This window comes from Pseudomonas sp. P7779 (assembly GCF_013386315.1).
Lineage (GTDB): Bacteria > Pseudomonadota > Gammaproteobacteria > Pseudomonadales > Pseudomonadaceae > Aquipseudomonas.
The window spans coordinates 75,619-88,204 of sequence record NZ_JACARZ010000020.1 but is presented as its reverse complement, the minus strand read 5'-3'; the positions used below and the strand labels follow the sequence as shown (position 1 = coordinate 88,204).

Below are 12,586 nucleotides of genomic sequence, written 5' to 3'. Positions count from 1 at the left end.
GGTGTCCTTATCCGATGTTCGACAGTTTCAGCAGCAGGCGCAGGTCGTTGAGCAGGTCCTTGCCCTTGACCCGGGCGTCGTAGCGCAGCACCAGGTTGCCGTGGGGGTCGACGATCCACAGCTGGGCATCGCCGCTGCCTTGGGCGGCGGCGTCTTTGTTGAAGGTCGACAGGTCCAGGGAATAGCGTTGCAGTTGCGGGTATTCGGCCTTGAGTTTGGCGTCATACGCGGTGCTGACCGGCTGCGCACTGGCCAGGGCGTGGCTGGCGCGGGAGGCATCACGGCCCAGGCCGATCTGGAGTTGGCGTGCGAGGTACACCAGTTGCTGGCAGTCGGCGGCGCAGGCGGTGGGCGCGGTGACCAGCAGTTGCCAGCGGTCTTCGTCAGCCTGCACGCCAATGTCGGCACGGGTCTGGCCATTGCCGATCATCTCGCCGTGGTAACTGCGGCTGTCCGGCACCCAGAACTGCAATTTGTACATAAAGGTGGCGAGCACCATCGGGCCGACCACCATCAGCAGGATCAGGATCAGTTGCCAACGGCCCTTGCGCCGATTGGGCGCTGCCGGCGTGTCAGACATGTTGAGTGGATTCATGGCCGCTCCCATGGCGCTTCTCCTTTTTTGTGTTGTGCCATCCGAGGTAGAGGTAAAGGCCGAACAGCGCCACCGCCATGGCGAACCACTGCACGGCGTAGCCCAGGTGTTTTTCCGGGCCCATGGCGACCACGGGCCAGCTGGTTTCGTAGGTGGCCGGGCCCGCTTCAGCCCGCACTTCATAGGCGAATCCGCTGCGACCCAACTCGGTCCACAGCGCTGCGGGATGCAGCGCGGTCAACAATCGTGGCCACTGTGCGCCCGCCGGATCGGCATGCAACTGGAAGGTCTCGCCAGGCGCCACATAGACCCAGGCGTCGAGATTCAACAGTTGTTCGGGAGTGGTGAAAACCGGCGGTGCACGGCGGTCCGGCCAGGGCAGCCAGCCACGATTGAGCAACAGCCACTCGCCGCTGGCCTGATCATGGAAAGGTTGCAGTAGCTCCACACCGACCTTGCCGTCGCGAAAGCGGTTATCCAGCAACACGCTGTGCTCGGCATCGAACTGCCCGCGCAAATGCACACGACGGAACGCCGGATCTTCGGTGGCCTGCAGTTGCGTACTGCTCATGGGCTCGGCAGCGCGGCGCTCGGCGTAAGTGTCCAGCAGCGCCTGTTTTTCGTGACCGCGAGACAGCTGCCAAAAGCCGAGAAATACCAGTAACGGCAGCAGCACGAGTACCACCAGCGTCGGCGCAATACCGGGGCGAAAGGGTTTCATGGCATTGCCGCAGAGGTCGGTGCTGCGCTGGCTATACTGAATCTCATTGCTCGCCCCCTCCAAAAAAGAGCCCCGGAGCCCACCATGCTCAAAGCAGCCATTGCCCTGATGCTGATTGCTACCGTCGTGAGCCTGTTCAGTGGCTTGTTCTTCTTGGTCAAGGACGAGGGCAACTCCAACCGCCTCGTCACTGCCTTGACCGTGCGTGTGGTGCTGGCCGTGATCACCCTGGGGTTGATCACCTGGGGTTTCTTCAGCGGCCAACTGGTATCTCATGCGCCCTGGTGAAACACCTCAAAGAACGTAAACGAAGAAAAACAGCCCGATCCACACCACGTCCACAAAGTGCCAATACCAACTGGCCGCCTCGAACCCGAACTGGTGTTCGTTGTTGAAATGCCCCTTCAGGATGCGCATCAGCATCACAAACAAAATGATCGTGCCGATGGTCACGTGGGCACCGTGGAAGCCGGTGAGCATGAAGAAGGTCGCGCCGTACACGCCGGAACCCAGGGTCAGGCCCAACTCCTTATAGGCATGGATGTATTCCTCGGCCTGGAACCCGAGAAACGCCCAACCCAGCAACACGGTGATCGCCAGCCAGATCTTCAGTGCGCCGCGATGGCCTTTGCGCAAGGCATGGTGGGCGATAGTGATGGTCACGCTGGAGCTGACCAGCAAGATCGTGTTGATCAGCGGCAAGCCCCACGGGCTGATGGTGCCCTTGGGCGCCGGAAACATTTTCGGGTCAGGATTGTTCAGCAGCGGCCAGGCAAATTCGAAGTTCGGCCACAGCATGTGCGCGATGCCCTTGTGGCCTTCGCCCGCCAGCCACGGCGCCGACATGTGCCGCACATAAAACAGCGCACCGAAAAACGCGATGAAGAACATCACTTCGGAAAAGATGAACCAGGTCATGCCCCAGCGAAAGGAGCGGTCCATCTGCGAACTGTACAAACCGGCGCGACTTTCCTTGATCACCGCGCCGAACCAGCCAAACATCATGTAGGCCAGCAGCAAACCACCGACGAAAAAGATCAGCGGGCCGTGGGATTCCGGGCGTGCGGCCTTCAAATCGTTGAACCAGGTCGCCAATCCGAACACCGTGATCAGCATCCCCAACGTAGCAATTATGGGCCATTTGCTTTGCGCTGGTACGTAGTACGTATCATGAGTCGACATGTATTCGTTCTCCTAATCGAGCCCGCAAGCAACGCCTAGCCGCCGGTATGGACAGCCACGGGCGGTTGGCGCGCGGTGATATCGAACAGCGTGTACGCCAGGGTCAAATGCTTCACATCCTTGGGCATGTCGCGGTCGACAATGAAGCGCACCGGCATCTCTATGCGCTGACCTGGCTGTAGCACTTGCTGGGTGAAGCAAAAACACTCGGTCTTGTGGAAGTACATCGCCGCCTCGGCCGGCGAAATGCTCGGCACCGCCTGGGCGGTCATCGCCTTGTCGGTGGGGTTGTAGGCCACGAACAGCATCTCGGTGACTGCGCCGGGATTGACCACCACCTCGTCGGCCTTGGAGTGGAATTCCCAGACCATATCGATGGCATTGGTGGACAGGAACTGCACCCGCACCTGCCGCGTCGGGTCCACCACCTGCTCGCCTTCGTACTGCCCGGCGGTCTTGCCATTGATGCCGAACGCCTTGCACATCACGTCGTAGATCGGCACCAGGGCAAACCCGAAGGCGAACATCGCCACCACCAGGATCAGCAGGCGCGTGACCAGGCGCTTGATAGGCACGGACTCAAGCATGGCGGCCACCTGCGAATGAATGTTCTGCGAATGGCCTTTCTGTGGGAGCTGGGTTGCCTGCGATGCTGGCAACTCGGTCTTTCAGGTACACCGAAGTGATGCCATCGCAGGCAAGCCAGCTCCCACAGGATAGGGAGGTGTTCATTTGACCTCCGGTGGCGTGGTGAAGGTGTGGTACGGCGCGGGCGAAGGAATGCTCCACTCCAGCCCTTCGGCGCCATCCCACGGCTTGGCCGGCGCAGGCGGGCCGCCACGGATGCACTTGATGACGATGAACAGGAAGAAGATCTGCGTCGCGCCAAAGGTGAAGGCACCGATGGAAGAGACCATGTTGAAGTCGGCGAACTGCAGGTTGTAGTCCGGCACCCGACGCGGCATGCCGGCAAGCCCTACGAAGTGCATCGGGAAGAACGCCATGTTCATCCCCACGAACGACAGCCAGAAGTGCAGCTTGCCCAGGGTTTCGTCGTACATGTGGCCGGTCCATTTCGGCAGCCAGTAGTAGGCCGAGGCGAAGATCCCGAAGATCGCCCCAGGCACCAGTACGTAATGGAAGTGCGCCACCACGAAGTAGGTGTCGTGGTACTGGAAGTCCGCCGGGGCGATGGCCAGCATCAGCCCGGAGAAACCGCCGATGGTGAACAGAATCACGAAGGCCACCGCGAACAGCATCGGCGTCTCGAAGGTCAGCGAGCCTTGCCACATGGTGCTGACCCAGTTGAACACTTTCACGCCCGTGGGCACCGCGATCAGCAGCGTGGCGTACATGAAGAACAGCTCGCCCACCAGCGGGATGCCCACCACGAACATGTGGTGCGCCCACACGATGAACGACAGGAACGCGATGCTCGCCGTGGCGTACACCATCGAGGTGTAGCCGAACAGCGGCTTGCGCGAGAAGGTCGGGATGATCGAGCTGACGGCACCGAACGCCGGCAGGATCATGATGTACACCTCGGGGTGGCCGAAGAACCAGAACACATGCTGGAACAGCACCGGGTCACCGCCACCGGCGGCACTGAAGAAGCTGGTGCCGAAGTGGATGTCCATCAGCATCATGGTCACGCAGCCCGCCAGCACCGGCATCACCGCGATCAGCAGGAAGGCTGTGATCAGCCAGGTCCAGACGAACAGCGGCATTTTCATCAACGTCATGCCGGGAGCGCGCAGGTTGAGGATGGTGGCGACCACGTTGATCGCGCCCATGATCGAACTGATGCCCATCAAGTGGATGGCGAAGATGAAGAACGTCACGCTTTCCGGCGCGTAGGTGGTGGAGAGCGGGGCGTAGAAGGTCCAGCCGAAGTTCGGCCCGCCGCCGGGCATGAACAGGGTGGAAACCAGCATCAGGAACGCCGCCGGCAACAGCCAGAAACTGAAGTTGTTCATGCGCGGCAGGGCCATGTCGGGCGCGCCGATCATCAACGGGATCATCCAGTTGGCCAGGCCGACAAACGCTGGCATCACCGCACCGAACACCATCACCAGGCCGTGCATGGTGGTCATCTGATTGAAGAACGCCGGCTCGACGATCTGCAAACCCGGCTGGAACAGCTCGGCACGGATCACCATGGCAAACGAGCCACCAAGCAGGAACATGCAGAAGCTGAACCACAGGTACATCGTGCCGATGTCTTTGTGGTTGGTGGTCAGTACCCAACGCATCAGGCCCTTGGCGGGGCCGTGAGCGTGGTCACCGGCATGACCGTGGTCATCGATCACAGCGCTCATGGCCTTTCTCCTGCGAACGAGTGGGCGGGACGGTTCAGGGAATATGCAATGAAGGAAGTCATTTGCTTTCCGCCTGTTTCAGAGCCAGCACGTCTTTAGGCGTGACCATGTCGCCTTTGTTGTTGCCCCAGGCGTTACGTTCATAGGTCACGACCGCCGCGATATCGACTTCCGACAGTTGCTTGCCGAACGCCGCCATGGCGGTGCCGGGCTTGCCGAAATACACGCGGTGCAGGTGGTCTTCCTTGGGCCCGGTGGCAATCGGCGAGCCCTTGAGCGCCGGGAACATCGGCGGCAGGCCCTGGCCTTCGGCCTGGTGACAGGCGACGCAGGTGGTGTGGTAGATCTTGTCGCCACGGGCCACCAGCTCATCCAGGGTCCATTCCTTGGAGGTCAGCTCCTTGAGCTTGGCCGCCTCTTCCTTACGCTCGCCGAGCCAGGTGTCGTAGTCGGCCTTGGATTTGACCTCCACCACGATGGGCATGAAGCCGTGGTCCTTGCCGCACAGTTCGGCGCACTGGCCGCGATAGATGCCGGGCTTTTCGATGCGGGTCCAGGCCTCGTTGACGAAGCCGGGAATCGCATCACGCTTCACCGCAAACGCCGGCACCCACCAGGAGTGAATCACGTCCGCAGCGGTCACCAGGAAACGCACCTTGGCACCCACCGGCAGCACCAGCGGCTGGTCGACTTCCAACAGGTAATGCTCGCCTTTGACGGCCTGGTTATGGATCTGCTCGGCGGGCGTGGCCAGGTTGCTGAAGAACTCGACATCCTGGCCCAGGTATTTGTAATGCCACTTCCACTGGTAGCCGGTGACCTGGATATCGATATCCGACTCAGTGCTGTCGTAGATGTTGATCAGCGTCTTGGTGGCCGGAATGGCCATCGCCACCAGGATCAGCAAGGGCACCACGGTCCAGAGAATCTCCACCGTCGTACTCTCGTGGAACTTGGCTGCCACCTGTCCCGTGGAGCGCCGGTGAACGATCATCGACCAGAACATCGCGCCAAACACGACGATGCCAATCGCCACACAAATCCAGAAAATGGTCATGTGCAGGTCAAACACGGCGTGACTGACTTCAGTGGCCCCTGGCGCCATATTCGTTGTCCAGGCGGCTTGCGCCTGGCCGAATACTGACCACAACAGGAGGCCCATCCAAACATGTGGATGTCGCGTCATTGCGGGTTCCCCTTATCATTCTTGTTATCCCGCCGGTTTGCACCTGCGGCCAAGGGAGCGGCTTCCATACTGCTTACAACCGCCAGGCCTTGCCTGCTCATGCAGTCGGGCGTCATCAGCTAATTGCGTACAAAATCGAGTATAGACAGCGACCGCCACCCCGCAATGTGATCGGGCAAATGAACGAAAATGAGGAAACGGACCACACAACAGGACCGGTGGCGCGCGTTATCCGACGAACGATGGCAATTTGATATAACGCCAGCGCATAACCATGAAATAATTATGACAAATGCGTCTTAGGCTCTCGTATAAACGAGCTACCTTATGCTCTCCCTATTTCCTACGCCTGCATCACTGGAGCTTTCATGAACACCGCCGCATTGCGCGAGCAGATTTCCCGTGCCCATCAACACGAATCCAGCACTGGCCAGCTTGCTCAGCAGCTGGAAGTTCAGTTACCGCACCTGCACCCGGCGATTTCCGTGCCTGACGTCGACGCCAAGGGCGTGATGACGCGTTTTGTAAGCGCCTACATCGACCAGGTCCCCGATCTGCTGGACGCGGCCAACGATGTCGCCCGCGAAGCCGGTATTGAAAGCCAGATCAAACCGGTGCTGAAAATCGCCGAGCATTTCTTCCTGCAGCCGCCGGCGATCCTGGCCGGGCATGAAGGCCTGGACGGTTTGCTGGATGAGGCTTACCTGGCGCATCGCCTGGTGGAAGAGGTCAACGATCTGTATATCAAGCACTTCGGCCAGCCGTTGATTCCGCTGGATACCACTGTGGCGAACGTGATTGCCCACCAATTGATCGGCGAGGTGTTTGCCAATCAGCTGGATGAGGCGGTGCACCACGCGGTGGATGAGATGCTTAACGAGGAGAGTTTTGCGCTGGAGTCGGTCGAAGCCTACCGCGACAAGCTCAAGAGCCCGGACACGGAAGCGGCTTGGAAGCGCTGGCCGTGCCTGTCGCGGCAGTTGGGCGTGGGTCTTGAGCTGGACCAGCCAGCTTAGATTTGCCGGCTTGCAAAGATCCAATGTGGGAGCGGGCTTGCTCGCGAAAGCGGTGTATCAGAAACACATTCAGTGACTGACACTGCGCCTTCGCGAGCAAGCCCGCTCCCACATTTTGATCCGGTTTCGTCAGCCAACAGACGGCGCCGAGCCTATTCCGGTCGTCGTTCTTACCCGTCCTTCCAACCTGCGCTTCAACCCCCGCGCCTCGATCATCAGCTTCGAGCCCTTGGCCGCATTGGCCCGACCCCATTCCTCCAATAGCTCAAGGCAGGAGTGGTCGATATAACTCAGGTTACTGAGCGGCACATGCAAGGTGGTCCCGGCGGGTACCGTCGACAGCACCTGGGTCAATGCAGGCACCTTGAGAAAGGTCCCGGCCCCCGTCAATCGCAGCTCCATCTCGCCCTCCTGCGGCAGGTCGATCAGGCTTATCTTCAAGCGTGAGGCCTTGAACGCCAGCTTCACCAGCGTCACCCCGAAGCCCACCAACACACCCGTCAGCAGGTCGGTAAAGATGATCGCCAGCGCCGTCGCCGCGTAGGTAAACATCGGCATTCGCCCGTAGCGCGCCAGGCCACGAAACGCCTTCATGTCCACGAGCTTGATCCCGGTGTACACCAGCACACCCGCCAGGCTTGCCACCGGAATGCTTTGCAGCACACTGGACAGCAACAGCACGAACGCCAGCAGCCACAAGCCGTGGAACATCGCCGACAAACGCGTGGTAGCGCCGGCCTGGACGTTGGCCGAACTGCGCACGATCACACCGGTCATCGGCAGGGCGCCGACCAGGCCACACAGCATGTTGCCCACACCTTGTGCCGACAATTCCTTGTCGAAGTCGGAACGCTGGCCACTGTGCATACGGTCGACTGCCGCCGCCGAAAGCAGCGTTTCAGCGCTGGCGATAAATGCCACGGCGAAGGCCGCGATCAACAGATTGGGATCCGCCAGGTTCAACAGGTCGCTGGGGCGCAGCCAATCGATGGCATCCGCGAGATTTTCCGGCACCTCCACCCGCTTGACCTGCAACGCCAGCACCAGGCTGGTGGCTGTCGCCAGACCCACGCCGAGCAGGGCGCCGGGGACGAAGCGCAGCTTTTGCGGGCGGAACTTGTCCCACAGCCACATCACCATAATCGTCGACAGCCCGAGCAAACCGGCCTGCCAGCCGAGCCCGCCGCCCAATGTGGGGATCGCCTGGATCAGTGCCGCAGGGAAGCCGGCGAGGTTATCCAGCCCCGAGGGCTTTGGCACACCGTCGAGCATCACGTGTACCTGCGACAGGACAATCAGCACCCCGATCCCCGCCAGCATCCCGTACACCACTGCAGGCGCAGTCACGCGAAACCAGCAGCCCAGGCGCAAACGCCCAGCCACCAATTGCAGGAAGCCCGCCAGCAACAGGATCGGCCCGAGCATGGCCATGCCATGCTGGCGAACCAGCTCGAACACCAACACCGCCAAACCTGCCGCCGGACCGCTGACTTGCAACGGCGACCCCGCCAGCCAACCGACCACCAGGCCACCGATGATCCCGGTGATCAAGCCTTTGGCCGGAGGCATTCCGGACGCGATGGCGATCCCCATGCACAGCGGCAGGGCGACCAGAAACACAACCACGGAAGCCAGCAGCTCCCGTGGCAGCACAGCTTTCAATTGAGCAGCACGCATAATGACTCTCCCGAGGCATTCGCCGGGCGTGGCAAAGCCTGGCTGCTCGAATGGCAGCCATCGCGTTACCCGACAGGGGATTGTTTTAGAAGCGCGCTTTAGGCGTCGCGGATGGAATCGGCTGGGTACCGTTCAAGGGCAGGAACGCTGCCTGATCCGCATCGTAGGCCCTGATTTCGCTGGTCTCGATGTCGTAGACCCAGCCATGGATAAACAAATGCCCGTTGGCCATGCGCGAGGCCACGGAGGGATGAGTGCGCAGGTGCTGCAGTTGGGCGATCACGTTTTCTTCGGTCAGCACGTGCATGCTTTCGTGTTCGTTGGCGCAATCGCAGTTGTCCTGGACCATGGTCTTGGCGACCTCGGCGTGGCGCAGCCAGGCCTTTACCGTGGGCATTTTTTCCAGGCTTTGGGGGTTGAGCACCGCGCGCATGGCGCCGCAGTCGGAGTGGCCGCAAATGATGATGTGCTGCACACCAAGGGCCAGTACGGCGTACTCGATAGCCGTGGAAACACCGCCGTTCATCTGCCCATAAGGGGGCACGACGTTACCGACGTTACGGGTCACGAACAAATCCCCAGGGGAGCTTTGGGTGATCAGCTCGGGAACGATGCGCGAGTCGGCACAGGTAATGAACATCGCCCGCGGGCTCTGGGCCGTGGCGAGTTTTTTGAAGAGCTCTTCCTGCTGGGGGAAGATCTCGTTATGGAAATGCAAAAAGCCTTCAACGATGTGCTGCAGCGCTGCATCGGCGGATTCCGCCTCGTGAGGGGCTGAAGCCGACGCAGCCAACGGCTGTTTATCCTTGTCACTCATAATTCATCCTCTTGGTTGGAGCAGGGGAGTTTTCCAGTGCGGCCGGCGCCCGAACTGAAACGCCGACTCATTAGTCACTCGATGAACAAGGTACCCGCCGAAACTTAACTCAAACTGAATGAACCGCTCTAGATCAGGGCTTTCAGTGATATCAAAACGCGACTATTGCTACAGAAAAGTACGCTTATCCAGCAGTTTACAATAAAGCCATCTGTCTGCCCGGCGGACAAAACGCCGTGCAGTCCAGATTAAACCCTTCCCGTCGGTTGAGCCCCAATCGTTTGATCGCCTTGGCGAAACGTTGCGCCAGCAAATCGGCAAACGGCCCTTCGCCACGCATGCGTACACCGAAGCGGCTGTCGTAGACCTCACCGCCGCGCACCTGCCGCACCAGGCTCATCACATGGGCCGCGCGCTGCGGGTAATGGGCCGCCAGCCATTCCTCAAACAGCGGCGCCACCTCCAGAGGCAAACGCAGCATCATGTACGCCGCGCTCTGTGCCCCCGCGGCATGAGCTTCGGCCAGCAGGCTTTCCAGCTCGCTGTCGTTGATCATCGGGATCATCGGCGAACACAACACGCCTACCGGTATCCCCGCCTCACGCATCACCCGGATCGCCCGCAGCCGGGCCTTGGGTGCAGCCGTGCGCGGTTCGAGGATGCGCTTGAGTTCGTCGTCCAGGCTGGTGAGGCTGATCATCACCGCCACCAGCCGCTGCTGCGCCAACTCGGTCAGCAGGTCGAGGTCCCGCAGGATCAGCGAGCCCTTGGTAATGATCGTCACCGGATGACGGTAGCGCAGCAGAACTTCGAGGGTTTGCCGGGTGATCTTGTACTCGCGCTCGATGGGCTGGTACGGGTCGGTGTTGGAGCCCAGGTTGATCGGCGCGCAGGTGTAGCCCGGTTTCGACAGTTGCTGCTCAAGCACGTCGGCGGCGTTGGTCTTGGCGATCAGCTTGGTTTCGAAGTCCAGCCCCGGCGACAGGTCCCAATACGCGTGGCTGGGCCGCGCATAGCAGTAGATACAACCATGCTCGCAGCCGCGATACGGGTTGATCGCCCGGTCAAACGGGATATCCGGCGAGCTGTTGCGGGTAATGATGGTTTTCGCGGTTTCGATACGGACTTCGGTGCCCTGGGTCTGTGGCACTTCCTGATACCAACCGTCGTCTTCCGCCACGCTGACGGTGGGCGCAAAACGGTTGTGCAGGTTGGTGGCCGTGCCGCGCCCGCGAGGCGGCAAAGGGACATTCATAGTCAGACCTCATAAACTGTATCCATATACAGTATTCGAGAAGATCGCTTTTCACCAGCACCACTGGGCGGCGCGGTCTAGCATCGACCTTCGCACGAACGGAATGACACCTTCCTACATGTAACCAAACAAGAAATAAATCGCGACATATGTGACATGGATAAAGTTATTAACACATCGCTATGATCACAACTTAACTCATTACCACCTACAGGATATTTATGTCTCAGGATGAACTACGCTTTACATGCGAAGACTTTGAAAAAGATAACAGCCCGGAAGTATTAATGGAGCGCTTTACCGACGGTAAACTGTCCTACGCCATGTATGCCTCTTCCTCCAACAGGGACGGGCACTACGACACCACCTCCACCACCACCGACCTGGATAACGACGGCGACTTCGATGAACAGGACAAGACCATCTTCCTGAACATGGCGAATAGCTTTGTAAAAACCTGCGCCCCTCGATAATTAATCGGCTAGTTGCCAGGCTTATATATAAAACTATAAACCTGGCAACTGACACTACTTCTCTGAAGTTTGATCAGCTTCGGTAGTTACTGCATCTTTTCGCAAGTCTTTCACTTGCGAAGCCTTTACAGGCTCTCCCTTATTACCCCAACTGCCCCGAACGAAACTGACCACATCCGCCACTTCCTGATCCGACAGCCGCCAGGCAAACGCCGGCATGGTGAAAGTCGAAGGTGCCGTATGCGTCGCCGGCAACGTGCCGCCGTTCAACACGATGTTGATCAACGAGGTCGCATCCGCCGTCTGTAGCACCGGGTTGCCCGCCAGCGCCGGGAACACGCGGGTGTAGCCGTGGCCGTCGGTACGGTGGCACGCCGCGCAGTTGTCGATGTACACCGAGGCACCCGGCTTGCTGTCATCACCCTTCCACAGCGCATCGGCGACCTGCTTTTCGTATTGGTGCGGCTGATCCTTGGGATCCACCGCCGGCAAGCTCTTGAGGTAACGGGCGATAGCCGTCAGATCCTCTTCCGACATGTACTGCATGCTGTGGACCACAACGTCGCTCATGCCGCCAAACACCGCGCTGCGATCACTGCGCCCGGTCTTGAGGAATTGCACCAGTTGGTCCTCGCTCCAGCTACCCAGGCCGTCCTTGTGGTCGCCCCGCAGGCTTTTGGCAATCCAGCCTTCCAGCGGCGCACTGCCGGACAGGAAAGCGCTGCCATCCGACGCACTCAGGGATTTTTCCTGCATGGTCAGGGCCCGTGGTGTGTGGCAAGCGCCGCAGTGGCCGAGGCCTTCCACCAGATACGCGCCACGGCTGATCACCGGATCGGCGCCCGCCTGGGCCTGGTAGTCCTCGACCTTGGGCGCAAACATCCAGCGCCATCCGGCCAACGGCCAGCGCATGCTCAACGGCCAGGGAATGTCGCTGTCCTTGTTCACCTGCGCCACCGGCTCCACGCCCTTCATGAAGTACGCGTACAGCGCCTGCATGTCGCTTTCGCTGACCCGCGCGTAGGACGGGTAGGGCATCGCCGGGTAAAGCGTACTACCGTTCTTGGCGACGCCATGGCGCACGGCCTGGTCGAAGTCTTCGAAGCTGTAGTCGCCCAGGCCGGTTTTGTCCGGGGTGATGTTGGTGGAGTAGATGGTGCCGATCGGGGTTTCCATCGGCAGGCCACCGGCGAACGGCTTGCCGCCCTTGGCGGTGTGGCAGGCCACGCAGTCACCGGCGCGAGCCAGGTATTCACCCTGTTTGACCAGATCGGTTTCAGCCGCACTCACCGAGCAGCTGCTGAACAAAGCCAGGGACGCGATAACAAATGCTTTCATGGTCATCG

At 60.2% G+C, this 12,586-nt stretch carries 13 protein-coding genes; 3 read left to right on the top strand and 10 right to left on the bottom strand.

Annotation, left to right across the window (positions count from 1 at the left end; genetic code table 11):
• Nucleotides 1-7 precede the first annotated feature (7 nt).
• Together HX869_RS07780 and HX869_RS07775 are read right to left on the bottom strand one after the other, a co-directional pair.
• Entirely contained in the window at nt 8-607 is a 600-nt protein-coding gene (locus HX869_RS07780; protein WP_023659276.1) for a hypothetical protein, read from the bottom strand.
• Nucleotides 573-1,316 carry an SURF1 family protein gene (locus HX869_RS07775; protein WP_177122400.1) on the bottom strand — a complete coding sequence of 248 codons (744 nt, stop codon included), beginning with the start codon at nt 1,314-1,316 and terminating at the stop codon, nt 573-575. Before HX869_RS07775 ends, HX869_RS07780 begins: the two co-directional genes overlap by 35 nt.
• A gap of 84 nt (nt 1,317-1,400) precedes the next feature.
• Between HX869_RS07775 and HX869_RS07770 the strand changes: the two genes are divergently transcribed.
• Nucleotides 1,401-1,604, top strand: coding sequence for a twin transmembrane helix small protein (locus HX869_RS07770; RefSeq protein ID WP_010168612.1), 204 nt, complete (start codon nt 1,401-1,403; stop codon nt 1,602-1,604).
• 6 nt (nt 1,605-1,610) lie between these two features.
• Here the strand turns inward: HX869_RS07770 and HX869_RS07765 are convergent, their stop codons facing one another.
• The 4 genes from HX869_RS07765 to coxB all read right to left on the bottom strand — a co-directional run bounded on the left by HX869_RS07765 (nt 1,611) and on the right by coxB (nt 6,002).
• A complete protein-coding gene (locus HX869_RS07765) occupies nt 1,611-2,498 on the bottom strand; it encodes a cytochrome c oxidase subunit 3 (RefSeq protein WP_003214849.1) in 888 nt (295 codons plus the stop codon).
• A gap of 35 nt (nt 2,499-2,533) precedes the next feature.
• Nucleotides 2,534-3,085 (bottom strand): cytochrome c oxidase assembly protein, encoded by a 552-nt coding sequence (locus tag HX869_RS07760; protein ID WP_102367829.1) that lies wholly within the window; start codon nt 3,083-3,085, stop codon nt 2,534-2,536.
• 141 nt (nt 3,086-3,226) lie between these two features.
• Complete coding sequence (gene ctaD / locus HX869_RS07755) at nt 3,227-4,816, bottom strand: cytochrome c oxidase subunit I (RefSeq protein WP_008439614.1); 1,590 nt, start codon at nt 4,814-4,816, stop codon at nt 3,227-3,229.
• 58 nt (nt 4,817-4,874) lie between these two features.
• Entirely contained in the window at nt 4,875-6,002 is a 1,128-nt protein-coding gene (gene coxB, locus HX869_RS07750; RefSeq protein ID WP_003214854.1) for a cytochrome c oxidase subunit II, read from the bottom strand.
• Between the two features lie 368 nt (nt 6,003-6,370).
• Here coxB and HX869_RS07745 point away from each other — a divergent pair, with 368 nt between their 5' ends.
• Nucleotides 6,371-7,018: a hypothetical protein gene (locus HX869_RS07745; RefSeq protein ID WP_178902947.1), complete on the top strand. Its 648-nt coding sequence runs from the start codon at nt 6,371-6,373 to the stop codon at nt 7,016-7,018.
• A gap of 129 nt (nt 7,019-7,147) precedes the next feature.
• Here HX869_RS07745 and HX869_RS07740 read toward each other — a convergent pair whose 3' ends face one another.
• The 3 genes from HX869_RS07740 to HX869_RS07730 all read right to left on the bottom strand — a co-directional run bounded on the left by HX869_RS07740 (nt 7,148) and on the right by HX869_RS07730 (nt 10,767).
• Complete coding sequence (locus HX869_RS07740) at nt 7,148-8,695, bottom strand: SulP family inorganic anion transporter (RefSeq protein WP_178902946.1); 1,548 nt, start codon at nt 8,693-8,695, stop codon at nt 7,148-7,150.
• Nucleotides 8,696-8,780: 85 nt separating this feature from the next.
• Nucleotides 8,781-9,512 carry a carbonic anhydrase gene (locus tag HX869_RS07735; RefSeq protein ID WP_076013306.1) on the bottom strand — a complete coding sequence of 244 codons (732 nt, stop codon included), beginning with the start codon at nt 9,510-9,512 and terminating at the stop codon, nt 8,781-8,783.
• 196 nt (nt 9,513-9,708) lie between these two features.
• Nucleotides 9,709-10,767 (bottom strand): PA0069 family radical SAM protein, encoded by a 1,059-nt coding sequence (locus tag HX869_RS07730; RefSeq protein ID WP_003214861.1) that lies wholly within the window; start codon nt 10,765-10,767, stop codon nt 9,709-9,711.
• 287 nt (nt 10,768-11,054) lie between these two features.
• Between HX869_RS07730 and HX869_RS07725 the strand changes: the two genes are divergently transcribed.
• On the top strand, nt 11,055-11,240 hold the full coding sequence (locus HX869_RS07725) for a hypothetical protein (RefSeq protein WP_173406106.1): 186 nt from the start codon (nt 11,055-11,057) through the stop codon (nt 11,238-11,240).
• A gap of 54 nt (nt 11,241-11,294) precedes the next feature.
• Here HX869_RS07725 and HX869_RS07720 read toward each other — a convergent pair whose 3' ends face one another.
• Nucleotides 11,295-12,578 carry a cytochrome c gene (locus HX869_RS07720; protein ID WP_178902945.1) on the bottom strand — a complete coding sequence of 428 codons (1,284 nt, stop codon included), beginning with the start codon at nt 12,576-12,578 and terminating at the stop codon, nt 11,295-11,297.
• Nucleotides 12,579-12,586 lie beyond the last annotated feature (8 nt).

Excerpts from the sequence above, each read along its gene's own strand:
- HX869_RS07770 (WP_010168612.1), top strand. The coding sequence starts at position 1,401 with ATGCTCAAAGCAGCCATTGCCCTGATGCTGATTGCTACCGTCGTGAGC.
- HX869_RS07740 (WP_178902946.1), bottom strand. The coding sequence starts at position 8,695 with ATGCGTGCTGCTCAATTGAAAGCTGTGCTGCCACGGGAGCTGCTGGCT.
- HX869_RS07725 (WP_173406106.1), top strand. The coding sequence starts at position 11,055 with ATGGAGCGCTTTACCGACGGTAAACTGTCCTACGCCATGTATGCCTCT.
- ctaD (WP_008439614.1), bottom strand. The coding sequence starts at position 4,816 with ATGAGCGCTGTGATCGATGACCACGGTCATGCCGGTGACCACGCTCAC.
- HX869_RS07775 (WP_177122400.1), bottom strand. The coding sequence starts at position 1,316 with ATGAAACCCTTTCGCCCCGGTATTGCGCCGACGCTGGTGGTACTCGTG.
- HX869_RS07760 (WP_102367829.1), bottom strand. The coding sequence starts at position 3,085 with ATGCTTGAGTCCGTGCCTATCAAGCGCCTGGTCACGCGCCTGCTGATC.
- HX869_RS07745 (WP_178902947.1), top strand. The coding sequence starts at position 6,371 with ATGAACACCGCCGCATTGCGCGAGCAGATTTCCCGTGCCCATCAACAC.
- HX869_RS07720 (WP_178902945.1), bottom strand. The coding sequence starts at position 12,578 with ATGAAAGCATTTGTTATCGCGTCCCTGGCTTTGTTCAGCAGCTGCTCG.
- HX869_RS07765 (WP_003214849.1), bottom strand. The coding sequence starts at position 2,498 with ATGTCGACTCATGATACGTACTACGTACCAGCGCAAAGCAAATGGCCC.
- HX869_RS07780 (WP_023659276.1), bottom strand. The coding sequence starts at position 607 with ATGGGAGCGGCCATGAATCCACTCAACATGTCTGACACGCCGGCAGCG.
- coxB (WP_003214854.1), bottom strand. The coding sequence starts at position 6,002 with ATGACGCGACATCCACATGTTTGGATGGGCCTCCTGTTGTGGTCAGTA.
- HX869_RS07730 (WP_003214861.1), bottom strand. The coding sequence starts at position 10,767 with ATGAATGTCCCTTTGCCGCCTCGCGGGCGCGGCACGGCCACCAACCTG.
- HX869_RS07735 (WP_076013306.1), bottom strand. The coding sequence starts at position 9,512 with ATGAGTGACAAGGATAAACAGCCGTTGGCTGCGTCGGCTTCAGCCCCT.